The sequence below is a fragment of the Stenotrophomonas maltophilia genome (assembly GCF_025642255.1).
GTDB classification, from domain to species: domain Bacteria; phylum Pseudomonadota; class Gammaproteobacteria; order Xanthomonadales; family Xanthomonadaceae; genus Stenotrophomonas; species Stenotrophomonas maltophilia_P.
The window spans coordinates 2829209-2849329 of sequence record NZ_CP106759.1 but is presented as its reverse complement, the minus strand read 5'-3'; the positions used below and the strand labels follow the sequence as shown (position 1 = coordinate 2849329).

At 64.9% G+C, this 20121-nt stretch carries 16 protein-coding genes and 2 tRNA genes; all 18 read left to right on the top strand.

What is annotated here, in order from left to right:
* Positions 1 to 12 precede the first annotated feature (12 nt).
* The 18 genes from N8888_RS13145 to rbfA all read left to right on the top strand — a co-directional run bounded on the left by N8888_RS13145 (position 13) and on the right by rbfA (position 20076).
* A complete protein-coding gene (locus tag N8888_RS13145) occupies positions 13 to 759 on the top strand; it encodes an NADH-quinone oxidoreductase subunit C (protein ID WP_065181852.1) in 747 nt (248 codons plus the stop codon).
* A complete protein-coding gene (locus N8888_RS13140; RefSeq protein ID WP_053519911.1) occupies positions 756 to 2063 on the top strand; it encodes an NADH-quinone oxidoreductase subunit D in 1308 nt (435 codons plus the stop codon). The genes N8888_RS13145 and N8888_RS13140 overlap by 4 nt, the downstream gene beginning before the upstream one ends.
* Positions 2064 to 2160: 97 nt before the next feature.
* Complete coding sequence (gene nuoE, locus N8888_RS13135; protein WP_006381132.1) at positions 2161 to 2688, top strand: NADH-quinone oxidoreductase subunit NuoE; 528 nt, start codon at positions 2161 to 2163, stop codon at positions 2686 to 2688.
* Between the two features lie 4 nt (positions 2689 to 2692).
* Positions 2693 to 4033 carry an NADH-quinone oxidoreductase subunit NuoF gene (gene nuoF, locus N8888_RS13130; RefSeq protein ID WP_065175540.1) on the top strand — a complete coding sequence of 447 codons (1341 nt, stop codon included), beginning with the start codon at positions 2693 to 2695 and terminating at the stop codon, positions 4031 to 4033.
* Positions 4030 to 6264, top strand: a complete 2235-nt coding sequence (nuoG, locus tag N8888_RS13125; RefSeq protein ID WP_065181854.1) for an NADH-quinone oxidoreductase subunit NuoG — start codon at positions 4030 to 4032, stop codon at positions 6262 to 6264. The genes nuoF and nuoG overlap by 4 nt, the downstream gene beginning before the upstream one ends.
* Entirely contained in the window at positions 6261 to 7355 is a 1095-nt protein-coding gene (nuoH, locus tag N8888_RS13120; RefSeq protein ID WP_053519914.1) for an NADH-quinone oxidoreductase subunit NuoH, read from the top strand. The genes nuoG and nuoH overlap by 4 nt, the downstream gene beginning before the upstream one ends.
* Before the next feature lie 4 nt (positions 7356 to 7359).
* Positions 7360 to 7848 (top strand): NADH-quinone oxidoreductase subunit NuoI, encoded by a 489-nt coding sequence (gene nuoI / locus N8888_RS13115; RefSeq protein WP_053519915.1) that lies wholly within the window; start codon positions 7360 to 7362, stop codon positions 7846 to 7848.
* 9 nt (positions 7849 to 7857) lie between these two features.
* The gene (locus N8888_RS13110) at positions 7858 to 8517 is read left to right on the top strand and encodes an NADH-quinone oxidoreductase subunit J (RefSeq protein ID WP_053519916.1); all 660 of its coding nucleotides are present in this window, start codon (positions 7858 to 7860) and stop codon (positions 8515 to 8517) included.
* Entirely contained in the window at positions 8514 to 8819 is a 306-nt protein-coding gene (gene nuoK, locus N8888_RS13105) for an NADH-quinone oxidoreductase subunit NuoK (protein ID WP_053519917.1), read from the top strand. Before N8888_RS13110 ends, nuoK begins: the two co-directional genes overlap by 4 nt.
* A 7-nt stretch (positions 8820 to 8826) precedes the next feature.
* Positions 8827 to 10989: an NADH-quinone oxidoreductase subunit L gene (nuoL, locus tag N8888_RS13100; RefSeq protein ID WP_053519918.1), complete on the top strand. Its 2163-nt coding sequence runs from the start codon at positions 8827 to 8829 to the stop codon at positions 10987 to 10989.
* Positions 10990 to 11012: 23 nt separating this feature from the next.
* Entirely contained in the window at positions 11013 to 12521 is a 1509-nt protein-coding gene (locus N8888_RS13095; protein WP_053519919.1) for an NADH-quinone oxidoreductase subunit M, read from the top strand.
* A 15-nt stretch (positions 12522 to 12536) separates the two neighbouring features.
* Complete coding sequence (gene nuoN / locus N8888_RS13090; RefSeq protein WP_065181855.1) at positions 12537 to 13997, top strand: NADH-quinone oxidoreductase subunit NuoN; 1461 nt, start codon at positions 12537 to 12539, stop codon at positions 13995 to 13997.
* Positions 13998 to 14123: 126 nt separating this feature from the next.
* A tRNA-Met gene (locus tag N8888_RS13085) sits at positions 14124 to 14200 on the top strand.
* Between the two features lie 82 nt (positions 14201 to 14282).
* Positions 14283 to 14359, top strand: a tRNA-Met gene (locus N8888_RS13080).
* A 368-nt stretch (positions 14360 to 14727) separates the two neighbouring features.
* Positions 14728 to 15318, top strand: coding sequence for a ribosome maturation factor RimP (rimP, locus tag N8888_RS13075; protein WP_053518672.1), 591 nt, complete (start codon positions 14728 to 14730; stop codon positions 15316 to 15318).
* Positions 15319 to 15322: 4 nt separating this feature from the next.
* Positions 15323 to 16834: a transcription termination factor NusA gene (nusA, locus tag N8888_RS13070; protein ID WP_263175196.1), complete on the top strand. Its 1512-nt coding sequence runs from the start codon at positions 15323 to 15325 to the stop codon at positions 16832 to 16834.
* 92 nt (positions 16835 to 16926) lie between these two features.
* Positions 16927 to 19569 carry a translation initiation factor IF-2 gene (gene infB / locus N8888_RS13065; RefSeq protein WP_053518674.1) on the top strand — a complete coding sequence of 881 codons (2643 nt, stop codon included), beginning with the start codon at positions 16927 to 16929 and terminating at the stop codon, positions 19567 to 19569.
* Positions 19570 to 19692: 123 nt separating this feature from the next.
* On the top strand, positions 19693 to 20076 hold the full coding sequence (gene rbfA / locus N8888_RS13060; RefSeq protein WP_053518676.1) for a 30S ribosome-binding factor RbfA: 384 nt from the start codon (positions 19693 to 19695) through the stop codon (positions 20074 to 20076).
* The last annotated feature ends 45 nt before the right edge of the window (positions 20077 to 20121 follow it).

Here is a 20121-nt window from a genome sequence, read left to right as displayed (position 1 = left end):
CGCCAAGCCCCCATGGCAGAGCAAGCATCCTTCATCGACCGACTCTCCGCACGTTTCGCTGGTGCGAAGGTCATCGTGGTCGAACCCCGCGGCGAAGTGACGCTGGAAGTGCCTGCCGCCGAGTGGCACGCCACCGCCCTGGCGCTGCGTGACGAGTTTGGTTTCGAGCAGGCCGTGGACCTCTGCGGCGTGGACTACCTGGGCTATGGCTCCGACGAATGGGACACCGCCGACGTGTCCTCGCACGGCTTCAGCCGCGGCGTCGAGGGCAAGGCGCAGGGCCGCTTCGCGTGGGGCGAGTTCCCCAGCGAGGAGAGTGCCGAAGGCGCCCGCCCGCAGCACATGCCGACCCAGCGCTTTGCCGTGGTGGCGCAGCTGCGCTCGTACCAGCACAACCTGATGATGCACCTGCGCTGCTTCGCACCTGACGAAGCACTGCCGGTGGTGTCCTCGCTGACCGGCATCTGGCCGGGCCTGAACTGGTTCGAGCGCGAAGCGTTCGATCTGTATGGCGTGATCTTCGAAGGCCACCCGGACCTGCGCCGGATCCTGACCGACTACGGTTTCGTCGGCCATCCGTTCCGCAAGGACTTCCCGCTGATCGGCAATGTCGAAGTGCGCTACGACGAAGAAAAGAAGCGCGTGATCTACGAACCGGTCACCTCGGTGGAGCCGCGTGTCGGCGTGCCGCGCGTGATCCGCGACGACGCCCGTCTGCAGACCGCAGCCGGCGAGCGCGCGCAGGAGGCAGTGAAGTGAGCCACGTACACCAGGCCGGCGAAGCGTTCGCCAGCAATGCCGCCGAAAGCCGGCAGGAAATCCGCAACTACACCATGAACTTCGGCCCGCAGCATCCGGCCGCGCATGGCGTGCTGCGCCTGATCCTGGAGATGGACGGCGAGACCATCATGCGCGCCGACCCGCACGTCGGCCTGCTGCATCGTGGTACCGAGAAGCTGGCCGAGTCCAAGCCGTTCAACCAGTCGATCGGTTACATGGATCGCCTGGATTACGTGTCGATGATGTGCAACGAGCACGCCTACGTGCGCGCGATCGAGACCCTGATGGGGATCGAGGCGCCGGAGCGTGCGCAGTACATCCGTACCATGTACGACGAGATCACCCGCATCCTCAACCACCTGATGTGGCTGGGTTCCAACGCGCTCGACCTGGGCGCGATGGCGGTGATGCTGTATGCCTTCCGCGAGCGCGAAGAGCTGATGGACTGCTACGAAGCGGTTTCCGGCGCGCGCATGCACGCGGCGTACTACCGTCCGGGCGGTGTCTACCGCGACCTGCCGGACCACATGCCGAAGTACAAGGAATCCCGTTGGCACAAGGGCAAGGCGCTGAAGCAGCTCAATGCTTCGCGCGAGGGCTCGCTGCTGGATTTCCTCGAGAACTTCACCAATGAGTTCCCGGGTCGCGTCGACGAGTACGAAACCTTGCTGACCGACAACCGCATCTGGAAGCAGCGCACCGTCGGCATCGGCGTGGTCACCCCGGAACTGGCGCACCAGTGGGGCATGACCGGCGTCATGCTGCGCGGCTCGGGCATCGCCTGGGATCTGCGCAAGAAGCGTCCGTATGCCAAGTACGATGCCGTTGATTTCGACATTCCGCTGGGCAAGGAAGGCGACTGCTACGACCGTTATCTGGTCCGCGTCGCCGAGATGCGTGAGTCCAACCGCATCATCAAGCAGTGCGTGGCATGGCTGAAGGCCAACCCCGGCCCGGTCATGGTCAAGAACTTCAAGGTCGCTCCGCCCAGCCGCGAGGACATGAAGGACGACATGGAAGCGCTGATCCACCACTTCAAGCTGTTCAGCGAAGGCTACTGCGTGCCGGCCGGCGAGACCTACTCGGCGGTGGAGGCCCCGAAGGGTGAGTTCGGCTGCTACCTGGTTTCCGACGGCGCCAACAAGCCCTTCCGCGTGCACCTGCGTGCGCCGGGCTTCGCCCACCTGTCCTCGATCGACTCGGTCGTGCGCGGCCACATGCTGGCCGACGTGGTGGCGATGATCGGTACCTACGATCTGGTGTTCGGCGAGGTTGACCGGTAATGCCGTCTGCCACGCCAACGCCTGCTGCAGGCAGCCGGCGCAAGCCGGCGCCGCAGTTCCTGGAATTTCACGTTATGCATTTCGCTGAGGTCGGCCGATGAAGGCGACAGGTAATTTCGAGGCGGCGCGCGACGTCGACCCGATGGTGGTGCTGAGCGACAAGACCCGCGCTCACATCGATCACTGGCTGTCCAAGTTCCCGCCGGACCGCAAGCGCTCTGCCGTGCTGCAGGGCCTGCATGCGGCCCAGGAGCAGAATGAGGGCTGGCTGACCGACGAGCTGATCGCCGGCGTGGCCAAGTACCTGGACCTGCCGCCGGTGTGGGCCTACGAGGTCGCCAGCTTCTACTCGATGTTCGAGACCGAGAAGGTGGGCCGCAACAACGTGGCCATCTGCACCAACATCAGCTGCTGGCTCAATGGCGCCGAGGACATCGTGCGCCACTGCGAGAAGAAGCTGGGCATCAAGCACGGCGAATCGACCCCGGACGGCCGCGTCTACCTCAAGCGCGAGGAAGAGTGCCTGGCCGGCTGCGGCGGTGCGCCGATGATGGTCATCAACGGTCACTACCATGAGCGTCTGACCCTGGAAAAGGTCGACGAGCTGCTGGACGGGCTGGAGTAAGGGCATGGCACATCACCACGAATCCAAGGGCCCGGTCGGTCCCGCGCCGCTGCCGCACCAGGTGGTCTACACCACCCTGCATTACGACACTCCGTGGTCGTACGAAAGCTACCTCAAGACCGGTGGCTACGCTGCCCTGCGCAAGATCCTCGAAGAGAAGATCCCGCCGGAGCAGGTCATCGAGATGGTCAAGGCCTCCGGCCTGCGCGGCCGCGGTGGCGCAGGCTTCCCGACCGGCCTGAAGTGGTCCTTCATGCCCAAGGGCAACATGCAGAAGTACATCCTCTGCAATTCGGATGAATCCGAGCCGGGCACCTGCAAGGATCGCGACATCCTGCGTTACAACCCGCATTCGGTGGTGGAAGGCATGGCGATCGCCTGCTACGCCACCGGTTCGACCGTGGGCTACAACTACCTGCGCGGCGAGTTCCACCACGAGCCCTTCGAGCACTTCGAACAGGCCCTGGCCGACGCCTACGCGAACGGCTGGCTGGGCAAGAACGTGCTGGGCTCAGGCGTGGACATCGACATCTACGGTGCTCTCGGTGCCGGTGCCTACATCTGCGGCGAAGAAACCGCGCTGATGGAATCGCTGGAAGGCAAGAAGGGACAGCCGCGCTACAAGCCGCCGTTCCCGGCCAACTTCGGCCTGTACGGCAAGCCGTCGACGATCAACAACACCGAGACCTACGGCTCGGTGCCGGCGATCATCCGCAACGGTCCGGAGTGGTTCAAGGGCCTGAGCCGGACCGCCAATGGCGGCCCGAAGTGCTTCTCGGTCTCCGGCTGCGTGCAGAACGGCGGCAACTTTGAAGTGCCGCTCGGCACCACCTTCGACGAGCTGCTGGAAATGGCCGGTGGCCTGCGCCCGGGCCGTACCCTGAAGGGTGCGATTCCGGGCGGCGTCTCCATGCCGGTGCTCACCGCGGCGGAGCTGAAGGGCCTGCCGATGGACTACGACACCATCCGTGCGCTGGGCTCCGGCCTGGGTTCCGGGGCGGTCGTGGTGCTGGATGACAGCGTGTGCTGCGTCAAGTTCGCCTGCCGCATCAGCCAGTTCTTCCACAAGGAATCCTGCGGCCAGTGCACGCCGTGCCGTGAAGGCACCGGCTGGATGCACCGCGTGCTCGAGCGCATCGTCGCCGGCAAGGCCACGATGGAAGACCTGCACCAGCTGAAGGCGGTGGCCGGCCAGATCGAAGGCCACACCATCTGTGCGTTCGGCGAAGCGGCGGCATGGCCCATCCAGGGCTTCCTGCGCCAGTTCTGGGACGAATTCGAGTACTACATCGTCAACGGTCATTCGATGGTTGACGGCAAGAAGGTGGAGGCAGCCGCCGCATGAGCGCGCAACCCGTAAACCCGAACGTGCCACCGGATCATGTGACCATCGAGATCGATGGCAAGTCCCTGGTCGTGCCCAAGGGTTCGATGATCATCCAGGCCGCCGACAAGGCCGGCATTCCGATTCCGCGCTTCTGCTACCACGAGAAGCTGCCGATCGCCGCCAACTGCCGCATGTGCCTGGTGGACGTGGAGAAGTCGCCGAAGCCGGCGCCCGCCTGCGCCACGCCGGTGATGGACGGCATGAAGGTCGCCACCCGCAGCGAGAAGGCGCTGAAGTTCCAGCGCTCGGTGATGGAGTTCCTGCTCATCAACCATCCGCTGGACTGCCCGATCTGCGATCAGGGCGGCGAGTGCGAGCTGCAGGACGTGTCGCTGGGCTATGGCCGTTCGGTCAGCCGCTTCAACGAGCGCAAGCGCGTGGTCCCGGACGAGGACATGGGTCCGCTGGTCGCCACCGAGATGACCCGCTGCATCCAGTGCACCCGCTGCGTCCGTTTCACCGCCGAAGTGGCGGGCACCTATGAACTGGGTGGCATGTACCGCGGCGAGAACCTGCAGATCGGTACCTACGACGGCAAGCCCCTGACCACCGAACTGTCCGGCAACGTCGTCGACGTCTGCCCGGTCGGCGCGCTGACCAACAAGGTGTTCCAGTTCCGTGCCCGTCCGTGGGAGCTGACCGCGCGCGAGTCGCTGGGTTACCACGACGCGATGGGGTCGAACCTGTTCCTGCATGTGCGCCGCGGTGAAGTGCTGCGTTCGGTGCCGCGCGACAACGAAGCGGTCAACGAATGCTGGCTGTCCGACCGCGACCGCTACTCGCACCAGGGCCTGTACAGCGAAGACCGTGCGGTCAAGCCGCTGCGCAAGGTCAACGGCGAGTGGAAGGAAGTGAGCTGGGCCGAAGGCCTGGCCGCTGCCGCCGACATCCTGAAGGCGAACCAGGGCGACACCCTGGGCGTGCTGGTGCACCCGTCGACCTCCAACGAGGAAGGCGCTCTGCTGGCGCGCCTGGCCAAGGGCCTGGGTTCGGGCAACATCGATCACCGCATCAACAACCGCGATTTCTCCGACGCCGCCACCGCCGAAGTGTTCGGCCTGCCGCTGGCGGAGATCGAAGGCGCTGACCGCATCGTGGTTCTGGGCAGCAACATCCGCCATGAACTGCCGCTGCTGCATGCCCGCCTGCGCAAGGCGCAGACCCAGAACGGCGCGAAGATCCACGTCGTCAACCCGGTCGACTTCGACTTCGCCTTCAGCATCGCCGGCAAGCAGATCGTCGCGCCTTCGCAGTTCGTCGATGCCCTGGCCAATGCCGAGCTGCGTTCGGCGGTGCAGGGTGGCAACAACACCGTGCTGATCGTCGGTGCCATCGCCGAGAACCACCCGCAGGCTGCCGCGATCCGCGCCGCCGCGCGTGATTTCGCCACCGCCACCGGTGCCCGCCTGTGCCGCATTCCGCAGGGCGCCAACGCCGTCGGCCTGACCCGTGCGGGCGTGCTGCCGGCCGGCAGGGACGTCGCCGCGATGCTGGCGCAGCCGCGCCAGGCTTACGTGGTGTACGGCCTGGAGCCGGGCCTGGACTTTGCCGATGCGCCTGCCGCGCGCAAGGCACTGGCCGGTGCCCAGGTCGTGGCGTTCAGCCACTTCGCCTGCGCCTCGACCCGCGACGTCGCCGATGTGATCCTGCCGATCGGTGCGCTGCCGGAAATCGACGCCACCCTGACCAACCTCGATGGCCGCGAACAGTCGGCCCGTGCCGGCGGCAAGCTGCCGGGCGAGGCCCGTGAAGGCTGGCGCGTCCTGCGTGCGCTGGGCGGTGAGCTGGCGGTGGCCGGTTTCGACTTCATCGATCTGGCGGGCCTGCGTGCCAGCCTGGCACCGGTATCGGTCACCGTGGCTGCGTCGGCCCAGCCGGCCGTTGCAGGCGAAGGCCTGGAAGTGGCCTCGACGGCGGCGATCTACCGCACCGATGCCGTGGTCCGCCGCGCTCCGGCGCTGCAGTCGCATCCGCTGAACAACGCCCCGCGCATCGTCCTCAACACGGAAGATGCCGCACGCCTGCAGCTGCAGGAAGGGCAGATGGCCAAGGTCGGCACCGATGCCGGTCGCGCCACCCTGCCGGTGGTGGTCGACGCCCGCGTCGCTGCGGGTTCGGTCTGGATTGAATCGGGCCACGGCGCGACCGCGCCGCTGGGTGCCGCTCGCGTAACGGTGGTGGCTGCATGAACGAATTGCTGTTGAACGCGGTCGATCCGCTGCACCAGTGGCTGCTCGGCCTCGGTGACATCGGCGCGCTGCTCTGGATCATCCTGAAGATCCTGGTGATCACCGTACCGGTGATCGTCTCGGTGGCCTTCTACGTGGTCTGGGAACGCAAGCTGATCGGCTGGATGCACGTCCGCCATGGCCCGATGTACGTGGGCATGGGCATCTTCCAGGCCTTCGCCGACGTCTTCAAGCTGCTGTTCAAGGAAGTGGTCCAGCCGAGCAACGCCAACAAGGCGATCTACCTGCTGGCACCGCTGATCACCCTGGCCCCGGCGTTCGCGGCCTGGGCGGTGATTCCGTTCGATTCGCAGATCGTGCTGTCCAACGCCAATGCCGGCCTGCTGTACCTGCTGGCGATGACCTCGCTGGGCATCTACGGCATCATCCTGGCCGGCTGGGCGTCCAACTCGAAGTATGCGTTCCTGGGTGCGATGCGTGCCTCGGCGCAGATGATCAGCTACGAAATCGCGATGGGCTTCGCCCTGGTCGGCGTCATGATCGCTTCGGGCAGCCTGAACCTGAGCAACATCGTGATGGCCCAGGCCGGCAGTTCCGGCTTCTTCGACTGGTTCCTGATTCCGCTGTTCCCGCTGTTCGTCGTGTACTGGGTGTCCGGCGTGGCCGAGACCAACCGTGCGCCGTTCGACGTGGTGGAAGGCGAGTCGGAAATCGTCGCTGGCCACATGGTCGAGTACTCGGGCGGCGCGTTCGCGCTGTTCTTCCTGGCCGAGTACGCGAACATGATACTGATCAGTTTCCTGATCTCGATCTTCTTCCTCGGTGGCTGGCTGAGCCCGATCCAGGGCTGGGTCGATCCGGGCACTGTGTCGCCGCTGGTCGACTGGATCTGGAAGGGTGGCGCGCCGTGGCTGTTCGTCAAGGTGTTCTTCTTCGCCAGTGCCTACATCTGGTTCCGTGCCAGCTTCCCGCGCTTCCGCTACGACCAGATCATGCGCCTGGGCTGGAAGGTCTTCATTCCGCTGACCATTTTCTGGATCGCGGTCACCGCCGTCATGGTGTTCTTCGGCGTGATTCAAAAGGGCGTCTAAAGTGATGAACAGGATTACCCATTACTTCAAGAGCCTGCTGCTGCTCGAACTGCTGGCCGGCCTTTGGCTGACGCTGAAGTACAGCGTCAGGCCGAAGTACACGATGATGTACCCGATGGAGAAGTTCCCGCAGTCGCCGCGCTTCCGTGGCCTGCATGCGCTGCGCCGCTATCCCAACGGTGAAGAGCGCTGCATCGCCTGCAAGCTGTGCGAGGCGGTCTGCCCGGCGCTGGCCATCACCATCGATTCGGCCAAGCGCGAGGACGGCACCCGCCGTACCACCCGCTACGACATCGACCTGTTCAAGTGCATCTTCTGCGGCTTCTGTGAGGAAAGCTGCCCGGTGGACTCGATCGTCGAAACCCACATCCTCGAGTACCACTTCGAGAATCGTGGCGAAAACATCGTTACCAAGCCGCAGCTGCTGGCCCTGGGCGACCGTCTCGAGTCCGAGATCGCCGAGCGTCGCGCCGCCGATGCCGCTTACCGCTGAGGTCGAGAGATGGATTGGGTAAATATCGCTTTCTGGGTCTTCGCCATCGTGGCCGGCATCTCCGCCGCGGCGGTGATCAGCGTGCGCAACCCCGTGCACGCCGTTCTGTGCCTGGTGCTGACCTTCTTCTCCGTTGCCTGCGTGTGGCTGCTGGTGGGCGCCGAGTTCCTCGGTGTGGCGCTGGTGCTGGTCTACGTCGGCGCGGTGATGGTGCTGTTCCTGTTCGTGGTGATGATGCTCGACATCGATCCGTCGAACCTGCGTGAGGGCTGGGTGCGTTACCTGCCGGTCGGCCTGGTCGTGGCCGTGGCGATGCTGGTGCAGATGCTGATGCTGATCGGCGTCAAGGGCAGGGCGGTCAACCCGTTCCCGGCCGACAATGCCGCCGCTCTGGCCGCTGACACGTCCAACGTCACCTGGCTGGCCCGCAGCCTGTTCACCGAGTACCTGCTGCCGTTCGAGTTCGCCGCCGTCATCCTGACCGTGGCCGTGGTGGCCGCGGTGATGCTGACCCTGCGTCGCCGCGAAGGCCTGAAGACCCAGAACCCGACGCAGCAGACCATGGTCAAGGCGCACGATCGCCTGCGCGTGGTCAAGATGAGTGCCGAGCAGCCGGTGGTGCACAGCAACAGCACGCCTGCGGCGGGCGAAGAGGAGACCAAGGCATGATCACTCTGGGCCATATCCTGGCGCTGGGCGCGGTGCTGTTCTGCATCAGCCTTGCCGGCATCTTCCTCAACCGCAAGAACATCATCGTGCTGCTGATGTCCATCGAGTTGATGCTGCTGTCGGTGAACATCAACTTCGTCGGATTCTCGCGCCAGCTGGGCGATCCATCCGGCCAGCTGTTCGTGTTCTTCATCCTGACCGTCGCCGCTGCCGAGGCCGCCATAGGCCTGGCGATCCTGGTGACCCTGTTCCGTACCCGCCGCACGATCAATGTCGGCGAAGTCGATTCGCTGAAGGGCTGATCCACAGATGGAAATCACTCTCTCCAAGAGTCTGTTGATCGCAGTGGTGCTTGCACCGCTGTTCGGCAGCATCATCGCCGGCCTGTTCGGTCGCCAGGTCAAGCGCTTCGGCGCGCAGACCATCACCATCCTCGGCGTTGCGGTTGCGTGCGGCCTGTCGATGTACACGCTCTACCAGCTGCTGTGGGGCGGGGCGCAGCCGTTCAACCAGAACGTCTACACCTTCTTCGAAGTCGGCCAGTACTCGGCGCACGTCGGTTTCATGGTCGACAAGCTGACCGCGATGATGATGGTGGTGGTGACCTTCGTGTCGCTGCTGGTCCACATCTACACGATCGGCTACATGCAGGACGATCCGGGCTACCAGCGCTTCTTCAGCTACATCTCGCTGTTCACCTTCTCGATGCTCACCCTGGTGATGAGCAACAACTTCCTGCAGCTGTTCTTCGGCTGGGAAGCGGTGGGCCTGGTGTCGTACCTGCTGATCGGCTTCTGGTTCAAGCGCCCGACCGCGATCTTCGCCAACATGAAGGCGTTCCTGGTCAACCGCGTCGGTGACTTCGGCTTCCTGCTGGGCATCGCCGGCGTGCTGTGGGTGTTCGGCACCCTGGACTACTCCGAGGTGTTCTCGCAGGCCAGCATGCTGGCCGACCCGCGCGCCCAGCTGCAGATCTGGGACGGCACCCTGTTCGGGATGCAGCTGCTGAACGAGCCGGTGATCTGGTCGATCGCCACGCTGATCTGCATCTGCCTGTTCATCGGCGCCATGGGCAAGTCGGCCCAGGTCCCGCTGCACGTGTGGCTGCCGGATTCGATGGAAGGCCCGACGCCGATCTCGGCGCTGATCCACGCCGCGACCATGGTGACCGCCGGTATCTTCATGGTCACCCGCATGTCGCCGCTGTTCGAGCTGTCGCAGACCGCGCTGGACTTCATCCTGTTCATCGGTGCCACCACGGCCTTCTTCACCGGCCTGATCGGTATCGTGCAGAACGACATCAAGCGCGTGGTCGCGTACTCGACGCTGTCGCAGCTGGGCTACATGACCGTGGCGCTGGGTGTTTCGGCCTACTCGGCTGCCGTGTTCCACCTGATGACCCACGCCTTCTTCAAGGCGCTGCTGTTCCTCGGCGCCGGTTCGGTCATCATCGCCATGCATCACGAGCAGGACATGCGCAAGATGGGCGGCCTGCGCAGGTACATGCCGATCACCTTCATCACCATGTGGATCGGTACCCTGGCCCTGGTCGGTACGCCGTTCTTCTCCGGCTTCTACTCGAAGGACACCATCATCGAGGCCGCCGAGATCCATGCCCATATCCAGGGCAGCTGGGTGGCCACCTATGGCTACTGGGCGGTGCTGGGCGGCGTGCTGGTGACCAGCTTCTACAGCTTCCGCCTGCTGTTCATGACCTTCCATGGCAAGGAGCGCTTCCGCGACGCGCATGACGATCATGGCCACGGCCATGACGATCACCATGCCGCCGATGCGCACCATGCCGACGCCCACCATGACGACCACGGTCATGGCCACGGCGCGCACGAGCCGCACGAGACCCCGTGGGTGGTCACTCTGCCGCTGATCCTGCTGGCCATCCCGTCGATCGCCATCGGCTTCTTCAGCATCGGTCCGATGCTGCACGGCACCGACTGGGCCGGCCACCACGCCCATGAGGCGATCAAGGGCCAGGCGACCACGTTCTTCACCGGCATCGTCGACTTCTACGATCCGGCCAAGAACACCGTGGCCTTCCTCGGCGAGGAGTTCCATGGCCCGGTGGCGTTCGCGCTGCACGGCATGATGCTGCCGCCGTTCTGGCTGACCCTGGCGGGCTTCCTGCTGGCCGCGTTGTTCTACCTGTGGAAGCCGGACCTGTCGGGCAAGGCACGCAAGGCCTTCGCCCCGCTGGTGTCGGTGCTGGAAAACAAGTACGGCTTCGACAAGCTGTGGATCGATGGCTTTGCCGGTGGCAGCGTCAAGCTCGGCAGGGTCTCGCGCTGGATCGACAGCAACATCGTCGACGGCGTGGTCAATCTCTCGGCACGTGTTGTGGACGTCGCAGCCGGCGTGCTGCGTCGTACCCAATCCGGTTTCCTCTATCACTACGCCTTCGCGATGATCATCGGCCTGATTGCCCTGCTGGGCGTGCTGATGCATTACCTGCGTTGATGACCTGTACGGAATAAGAAGACGTGTCGAACTGGCCTCTACTCAGTGTCCTCATCTGGCTGCCGATCATCGGTGGTGCCCTGATCCTTGCGATCCGTGATGCTCAGACCGCCCGCTGGGCGTCGCTGGGCGTGGCGGTGCTGACCTTCGTGGCGAGCCTCTCGCTGCTGGGCGGCTACAACCCGGGCATCGATGGCCTGCAGTTCGTCGAGACCCATGCGTGGATCCCGGCGTACAAGATCGGCTACAACCTGGGCGTGGACGGCATCGCCGTGGCGCTGATCCTGCTGACCACCCTGGTCAGCGTGCTTGCCCTGATCGGTGCCTGGAGCGCGATCGACAAGCGCGTCAACCAGTACGTGGCGGCCTTCCTGATCCTGGAAGGCGTCACCGTCGGCATCTTCGCCGCGACGGACGCGATGCTGTTCTACGTGTTCTTCGAAGCGATGCTGATCCCGATGTTCCTCATCATCGGTGTCTGGGGTGGCCCGCGTCGCATCTACGCCGCACTGAAGTTCTTCCTCTACACCTTCCTCGGCTCCGTGCTGATGCTGGTGGCCCTGATCTACCTGTACATGAAGGGCGGCAGCTTCCAGCTGGCCGATCTGTACGCGCTGCCGCTGACGGCCAAGGAGCAGACCTGGATCTTCTTCGCCTTCCTGATCGCCTTCGCGGTCAAGGTGCCGATGTTCCCGGTGCACACCTGGCTGCCGGATGCGCACGTGGAAGCGCCGACCGCCGGTTCGGTGATCCTGGCCGCCATCGCGCTGAAGATCGGTGGTTACGGCTTCCTGCGCTTCAACCTGCCGATCGTGCCGGATGCTTCGCTGGAGTGGGCCTGGCTGGTGATCGCGCTGTCGCTGATCGCGGTGATCTACGTTGGCCTGGTCGCCCTGGTCCAGGACGACATGAAGAAGCTGATCGCGTACTCGTCGATCGCGCACATGGGTTTCGTCACCCTGGGTACCTTCATTGCCCTGTGGCTGGTGCGTGAAGCCGGCAACGTCGATGCGGCCCGCCTGGGCCTGCAGGGCGCGATGGTGCAGATGATCTCGCACGGCTTCGTGTCGGGTGCGATGTTCTCCTGCGTCGGCGTGCTGTACGACCGCATGCACAGCCGCCGCATCGCCGATTACGGCGGCGTGGTCAACGTGATGCCCTGGTTCGCCACCTTCGCCATGCTGTTCTTCATGGCCAATGCGGGCCTGCCGGGCACCAGCGGTTTCGTCGGCGAGTTCATGGTCATCCTGTCCGCCTTCCAGCGTAACCCGTGGATCGCCCTGGGCGCGGCCACCACCCTGATCATCGGTGCGGCCTATACCCTGTGGCTGTACAAGCGCATCTTCTTCGGCGAAGTGGCCAACAGCCATGTCGCCGAACTGAAGGACATCAACGGCCGCGAATGGCTGGTGCTGGGCGTGTTCGCCATCGGCGTGCTTGCCCTGGGCATCTACCCCAAGCCGCTGACCGACCTGATGGAGCCCTCGATCGCGAAGCTGGCGATGCAGATCGCATCCAGCAAGCTGCTGTAATTCCAGGATTTGATGATGACCACCTCGCCGCTGCTGCCATTGACCGCTGCTGACCTGCCTCCGCTCGCCCCCGAGCTGGTGCTGATCGGCAGCGCCTTCGCCCTGATGATCCTCGACCTGTTCGTCAGCGAGCGGAACAAGATCGTCACCCACCTGTTCTCGGTTGCTGCACTGGCCGTCGTGCTGTTCATGCTGGCGACCGGCGTGGGCGGGCAGGGAGAGGTCTTCCATGGCATGTTCGTGCGCGATACCGCCGCGGACGTGATGAAGACCGGGATCGTGCTGCTCAGCGGCCTGACCCTCGTGTACGGCTGGCGCTACCTGCGCGACCGCAACCTGTTCCAGGGCGAGATCCCGGTGCTGATCCTGTTCGGCACGGCCGGCATGATGATCCTGGTCTCGGCTGGCAGCCTGCTGATGGTCTACCTGGGCCTGGAACTGCTGGCGCTGTGCTCGTATGCGCTGGTGGCCAGCAACCGCGACAGCGGCCTGGCCTCGGAAGCGGCGATGAAGTACATCGTGCTCGGTTCGCTTGCCTCCGGCCTGCTGCTGTATGGCATGTCGCTGATCTACGGCGCCACCGGCAGCCTGCACCTGGACGTGATCCGCGATGCCATCCCGCATTCCGAAGAGCGCGTGCTGCTGATCACCGGCGCGGTGTTCATGATCGCGGGCGTGGCCTTCAAGCTGGGTGCGGCACCGTTCCACATGTGGCTGCCGGACGTCTACCAGGGTGCGCCGGCGCCGATCGCGCTGTTCATCAGCTCGGCACCGAAGCTGGCTGCGTTCGGCATGGCCTACCGCCTGCTGGAAATGGGCGTGGGTCCGCTGTCGACCGAGCTGCAGCTGCTGATCGCCGGCCTGGCCGCCGTATCGCTGGTGATCGGCAACCTGATGGCGATCGCGCAGAGCAATCTCAAGCGCATGCTGGCGTTCTCCACCGTCTCGCACATCGGCTTCCTGCTGATGGGCATCGCCGGTGGTGGCTCGCAGGGCTACGCTGCCGCGCTGTTCTATGCGCTGGCCTACGCCATCATGTCCACCGCTGCCTTCGGCGCGATCATCGCGCTGTCGCGTGCCGGCTTCGAGGCCGAGAACATCGAGGACTTCAAGGGCCTGAACGCCCGCAACCCGTGGATGGCCGGCCTGGTGCTGTGCATCATGGCGTCGCTGGCGGGCATTCCGCCGTTCCTCGGCTTCTGGACCAAGCTGGCGGTGCTGGGTGCGGCCGTCAACGGCGGCCTGCTGTGGCTGGCGATCCTCGGCGTGCTGTGCGCAGTGGTCGGCTGCTTCTACTACCTGCGGGTCATCAAGGTCATGTACTTCGATGAGCCGGTGGGCGAGGCCATTCCGCGCGGCAACGACCGCGTGCTGGGCCTGGTGCTGGGCGTGAACGCGCTGGCGCTGCTGGCCCTGGGCCTGGCCTGGAACCCGATCATGGTCTGGTGCCAGCAGGCTTTTGCGCATCTTGCATAAAAGTTGACACAAAGCTGCGCGATTCGTGTAATATGCGCAGCCTGAGTTGTCACTGCAGCGGTTCAGCCAGAACATCGTTGCAATGGCCCCCTCGTCAGGGTGGGGCAGCAGTTCAAACACTTCCGGTGCGGGGTGGAGCAGTCTGGCAGCTCGTCGGGCTCATAACCCGAAGGTCGCAGGTTCAAATCCTGCCCCCGCTACCAACATCGGGCCGGCGCCATCCGGCTTGATGAATGAGGGAAAGCTTGCATTTATTGCACTTATGCCTCATGATTCCGCTTCTGATGCGGGGTGGAGCAGTCTGGCAGCTCGTCGGGCTCATAACCCGAAGGTCGCAGGTTCAAATCCTGCCCCCGCTACCAAGTAAAGAGATCGCCTTCGAAGTCCTGCTTCGAAGGCGTTTTTCTTTGAGGTCTGTGTGCTTTCCACGTATTCGGGGTCAGATCCCTTTTTCCGTGGAAAAGGGATCTGACCCCGGGTCCCTGCCTTGCACCAGCGCGGTGCAGCCGCTATCATCATCGGCCTAAGCAGTACCCCTGAAGGCGGCGCTCCCCTGGGGAGACCTCACCCGGAAGGAGGGCTCGCAACATGCCTTCGCGGCGTGCTGCAACCGGAATCCAGTCACCGGAGTCTTTCCGGAAAAAGGGGCCCTGCGGGCCCTTTGTCGTTTCCGGGGCGTCATGTTCACGCCGGCCATGGCCGGCACCCAACCAAGAGATCAAGGCAGGCTGTGAGCGACAAGGCAACCGACATCGCGAATCTGCTCGCCCCGACCGTTGTGTCGCTGGGCCTGGAGCTGCTGGGCGTTGAGTATCTGCCGGCCCCCGGCGGTGCGACCCTGCGCCTTTACATCGATGTGCCGCTGGCTGAACAGCCCGAGCGCATCATCAATGTCGACGACTGCGAGCGGGTCAGCCGCGAAGTGTCGGCGCAGCTGGACGTCGAAGACCCGATCAGCGGCAACTACACGCTGGAAGTGTCCTCGCCGGGCGTCGATCGTCCGCTGTTCAACCTGGAGCAGTTCACTCGCCACCTGGGGGAGTCGGCCAAGGTCACCCTGAAGCTGCCGCAGGACAACCGACGTCGCCTGCAGGGCCGTATCGAAGCGACCGACGAGGCTGCGGGCACCATCACCTTCATCGTCGACAAGGCCGAAGTGGTCGTGTCGGCGGACAACATCGACAAGGCACGGATCCTGCCCGACTGGGTGGCGCTGGGGCTGGCCCCGAGCAAGCCGACCGGTCCGGCACCGAAGCGTCCGAAGCCGAACAAGAATTCTTCTTCCAACGAGCCGGCGGCAAAGAAGCCGCGCGCGGAGTGAGCCAATGAGCAAGGAACTGTTGCTGGTAGTCGACGCGGTCGCCAACGAGAAGGGCGTGCCGCGTGAAGTGATCTTCGATGCCATTGAGGCCGCCCTGGCCTCGGCAGCGAAGAAGCGCTATCCCGACGAGGAAGTGCTGACCCGCGTGGTCATCGACCACAAGGATGGCAGCTACGAAACCTTCCGTCGCTGGGAAGTGGTGGCCGATGACGTGGTCATGGAGTCGCCCGACCGCCAGATCCGCCTGATGGACGCCATCGATGAAGCCGAGGGCGTGGACGTCGGCGATTACATCGAAGAGCAGATCGAGAACCCGGACTTCGGCCGCATCGCCGCCCAGGCCGCCAAGCAGGTGATCGTGCAGCGCGTTCGCGAAGCCGAGCGCCAGCAGGTCGTGGACGCATGGAAGGACCGCGTCGGCGAGCTGATCACCGGTGTGGTCAAGCGTGCCGAGCGTGGCAACATCTACGTCGACCTCGGCGGCAACGCCGAAGGCTTCATCCCGAAGGACAAGGGCATTCCGCGCGACGTGCTGCGCGCCGGTGACCGCGTCCGCGGCTACCTGGCCGAAGTGCGCTCGGAGCCGCGTGGCCCGCAGCTGTTCATCAGCCGCGCCGCACCGGAGTTCATGATCGAGCTGTTCAAGCTGGAAGTGCCGGAAGTCGGTCAGGGCCTGGTGGAAATCAAGGCCTGTGCCCGCGATCCGGGCGACCGCGCCAAGATCGCCGTGCTGGCCCACGACCAGCGCACCGATCCGATCGGTGCCTGCATCGGCATGCGCGGTTCGCGCGTGCAGGCGGTGTCCAACGAGCTCAATGGCGAGCGCGTGGATATCGTGCTGTGGAACGACAACCCGGCCAACTTCGTCATCAATGCGATGGCGCCGGCCGAGGTGCAGTCGATCATCGTCGATGAGGACAAGCACTCGATGGATCTGGCCGTTGCCGAGGACCGCCTGGCCCAGGCGATCGGCAAGGGTGGCCAGAACGTGCGCCTGGCCAGCCGCCTGACCGGCTGGCAGCTCAACGTGATGACCCAGGACCAGGTCACCGCCAAGTCGGAGGCCGAGCAGGCTTCGGCCCGCCAGCTGTTCATGGACAAGCTGGAAGTGGACGAGGAGATCGCCGGCATCCTGGTCAGCGAAGGCTTCGGCACCGTCGAGGAAATCGCTTATGTCCCGGTCGGCGAACTGCTGGCCGTGGAAGGTTTCGACGAGGATATCGTCGAAGAGCTGCGCGCTCGTGCCCGCGATGCGCTGCTCAATGAGGCCCTGGCAGTCGAGGAAGGCCTTGAAGACGGCCAGCCGGCGCAGGACCTGCTGTCCCTGCAGGGCATGGACGAAGCCACCGCGTATGCGCTGGCCGGCCACGGCGTGCGCACCAGCGAGGATCTCTCCGACCTGGCCGCCGACGAGGTCGTGGACTTCGGCATCGAAGGGCTGGACCAGGAGCGCGCCGCCGCGCTGATCCTGGCCGCGCGTGCCGAGGAGATCGCCCGACTGGAACGCGGCGAATGAGCCGGCAATGAACAGGGCCCTGAGCCGCTCAGGGCGTAGAATCCGCGCCACCTCCAGATGCGGGGGGGCGCCCACAAGATCATAGGATCCGAATGTCGCAGCAAACCACCATCCGCAAGCTTGCCGAACTGGTCAACACACCGGTCGAAAAACTGCTTGAACAGCTGGCCGGTGCCGGCATGAAGTTCAGCGGTCCCGACCAGGTCGTGACCAGCACCGAGAAGGTGAAGCTCCTGGGCTTCCTTCGTCGTTCGCACGGCAAGCCCGAGCAGGCGCCGGAAGAGACCGATCAGTCTGCAAAGAAGATCACCCTCAACCGCCGTAAACAGCAGGAAGTGACGGTCAATTCCGGTCGCAGCAAGACGACCGTGAATGTCGAGGTGCGCCAGAAGCGTACCTACGTCAAGTCCGATGGTGGTCGTGCGATGACTCCGGACGAAGAGCGCGCCGACATCCTGCGCAAGCTGGAAGAGTCGCGCGCCCGCAACCTCGCCGAACAGCAGGCATTGGCCGAGAAGGACCGTCTGCGCGACGAGGCCATCGTCCGTGCACGCGAGGAAGAGATTGCCGCCAAGGAGCGTGCCGAAGCCGAGAAGAAGGCTGCAGAGGAAGCAGCGGTTGCCGCCAAGGCCGCCGAGGCGCTGGCCGCCAGCCAGCCGAAGACGCGCGCTCCGATCGACGAAACCGCACCGCGTCCGCCGCGTACCCCGGCCGCAGCCCCGGCTGCCCCGCGTGGCGCTCCGCCACGCAGCGATGACCGCAACAACCGCAGCGCGCCGCGCAACGAGCGTGGCCCGGGCGATCGTTTCTCCGGCCAGATGCACCTGTCGGCCGCCGACCGTGCACGTCGTGGCAACAGCAACAGCACGACCCGTGGTCGTCCGGGCGGCCGGAACCAGGCCGGCGGCCGTCGCGACATGTCGCGCGGTGGCAGCAACGCCGGTCCGCATGCCTTCGAACGTCCGACCGCCCCGGTCGTGCGTGAAGTGGCGATCGGCGACACGATCACCGTGGCCGACCTGGCGCAGAAGCTCGCGCTGAAGGGCGGCGAGGTGGTCAAGGCGCTGTTCAAGATGGGCGTGATGGCCACCATCACCCAGTCCATCGACCACGACACGGCGGCGCTGGTGACCGAGGAACTCGGCCACAAGGCGATCCGTGCCAACGACAACGACGCCGAAGACGCACTGCTGGCATCGACCGGTGAAAACCAGGGCGAAGCCGTGCAGCGCCCGCCGGTGGTCACCATCATGGGCCACGTCGACCACGGCAAGACCTCGCTGCTGGATTACATCCGCCGCACCAAGGTCGCCACCGGCGAAGCCGGCGGCATCACCCAGCACATCGGTGCGTACCACGTGGATACGCCGAAGGGCGTGATCAGCTTCCTGGATACCCCGGGCCACGCAGCCTTCACTTCGATGCGTGCCCGCGGTGCCAAGCTGACCGATATCGTGGTGCTGGTGGTCGCTGCCGATGACGGCGTGATGCCGCAGACCAAGGAAGCGATCCAGCATGCCCGTTCCGCCGGCGTGCCGCTGATCGTGGCAATCAACAAGATCGACAAGTCCGACGCCGATCCGATGCGGGTCAAGAACGAACTGCTGACCGAGCAGGTCGTGGCCGAAGACTTCGGTGGCGACACCCAGATGGTGGAGATCTCGGCCAAGACCGGCCTGGGCATCGACGACCTGCTGGACGCCATCTCGATCCAGGCCGAACTGCTGGAGCTGAAGGCTGTCGATGAAGGCCGCGCGTCCGGCGTGGTGATTGAATCGTCGCTGGACAAGGGCCGCGGCCCGGTCGCCACCGTGCTCGTGCAGCAGGGCCGCCTGAAGAAGGGCGATTACCTGGTGTGCGGCATCCAGTACGGCCGCGTGCGAGCGCTGTTCGACGAAACCGGCAAGCAGCCGGAGTTCGCCGGCCCGTCCATCCCGGTGCAGGTCCTGGGCCTGTCCGGCGTGCCGGAAGCCGGTGACGACTTCGTGGTGGTCGAGGACGAGCGTCTGGCCAAGGACGTTGCCCAGCAGCGTGAGACCAAGCGCCGCGAGTCGCGCCTGGTCGCCACGGCGGGCAGCCGGATGGAAGACATCATGGCGACCCTGGGCAAGGGTGAGGGCCAGCAGGTCCTCAACCTGGTCATCAAGGCCGACGTGCAGGGTTCGGTGCAGGCGCTGAGCCAGGCCCTGGTCGCGCTGTCCAACGACGACATCCGCATCAACGTGATCCACTCCGGCGTGGGCGGCATCACCGAGTCGGACGCCAATTCGGCTGCCGCCTCCAAGGCCACCGTCATCGGCTTCAACGTGCGTGCGGATGCTTCGGCCCGTCGCATCATCGAATCCAACGGCGTGGACCTGCGTTACTTCTCGATCATCTATGACGTGATCGATCAGGTGAAGCAGGTGGCCTCCGGTCTGCTGGGCGTGGAGATCCGCGAAGAGATCATCGGTATCGCCGAGGTCCGCGATGTCTTCCGCAGCTCCAAGCTGGGCGCCGTCGCCGGCTGCATGGTCATCGAAGGCGTGGTCAAGCGCAGCAAGCCGATCCGCGTCCTGCGCGACAGCGTGGTGGTGTTCGAAGGCGAGCTGGAATCGCTGCGTCGCTTCAAGGAAAACGTCGAGGAAGTCCGCAACGGTACCGAATGCGGTATCGGCGTGAAGGCTTACAACGACGTCAAGCCGGGCGACCAGATCGAGTGCTTCGAGCGCATCGAAGTGCCGCGTACCCTGTAATGCTGCAATGGACCGGCCCTCGCGGGCCGGTCCGCCCCAGGTGGCGCCCGACCCCGGTCGGGCCGTCTCTCCCGGTAGGGCCCGACCTTGGTCGGGTCACATTCAATTCAAGAGCCCGACCGCGTGCCCAAGACTTTCCATCGAACCGACCGTGTCTCCGCCCAGCTGCGCCGTGAACTCGGCACCCTGGTGCACAACGCCGTGCGCGAGCACGGGTTGCCCTCGGTGAGCGTGTCCGACGTGGAAATCACCCGCGACATGGCCCATGCCAAGGTCTTTGTCACCGCGCTGATGCCGGAACGTTCGGCCGAAGCGGTGGCCGGCCTGAAGGAACTGGGCTATCGCCTGCGCATGGACCTGGCCCGGGCGATGAAGCTGCGTCACGTGCCGGAGCTGCATTTCCATTACGACGACTCGGTTGATCGGGGCGAGCACATCGACAACATCCTGCGCGATCTGCCCGACACCGTGGCTGCCGAGAAGCGCCGCGAAAGCGACGAAGAATAACCGCGCGACGCCGGGCATGCCCGGCGTTGCTGCATTCCGGCTGCG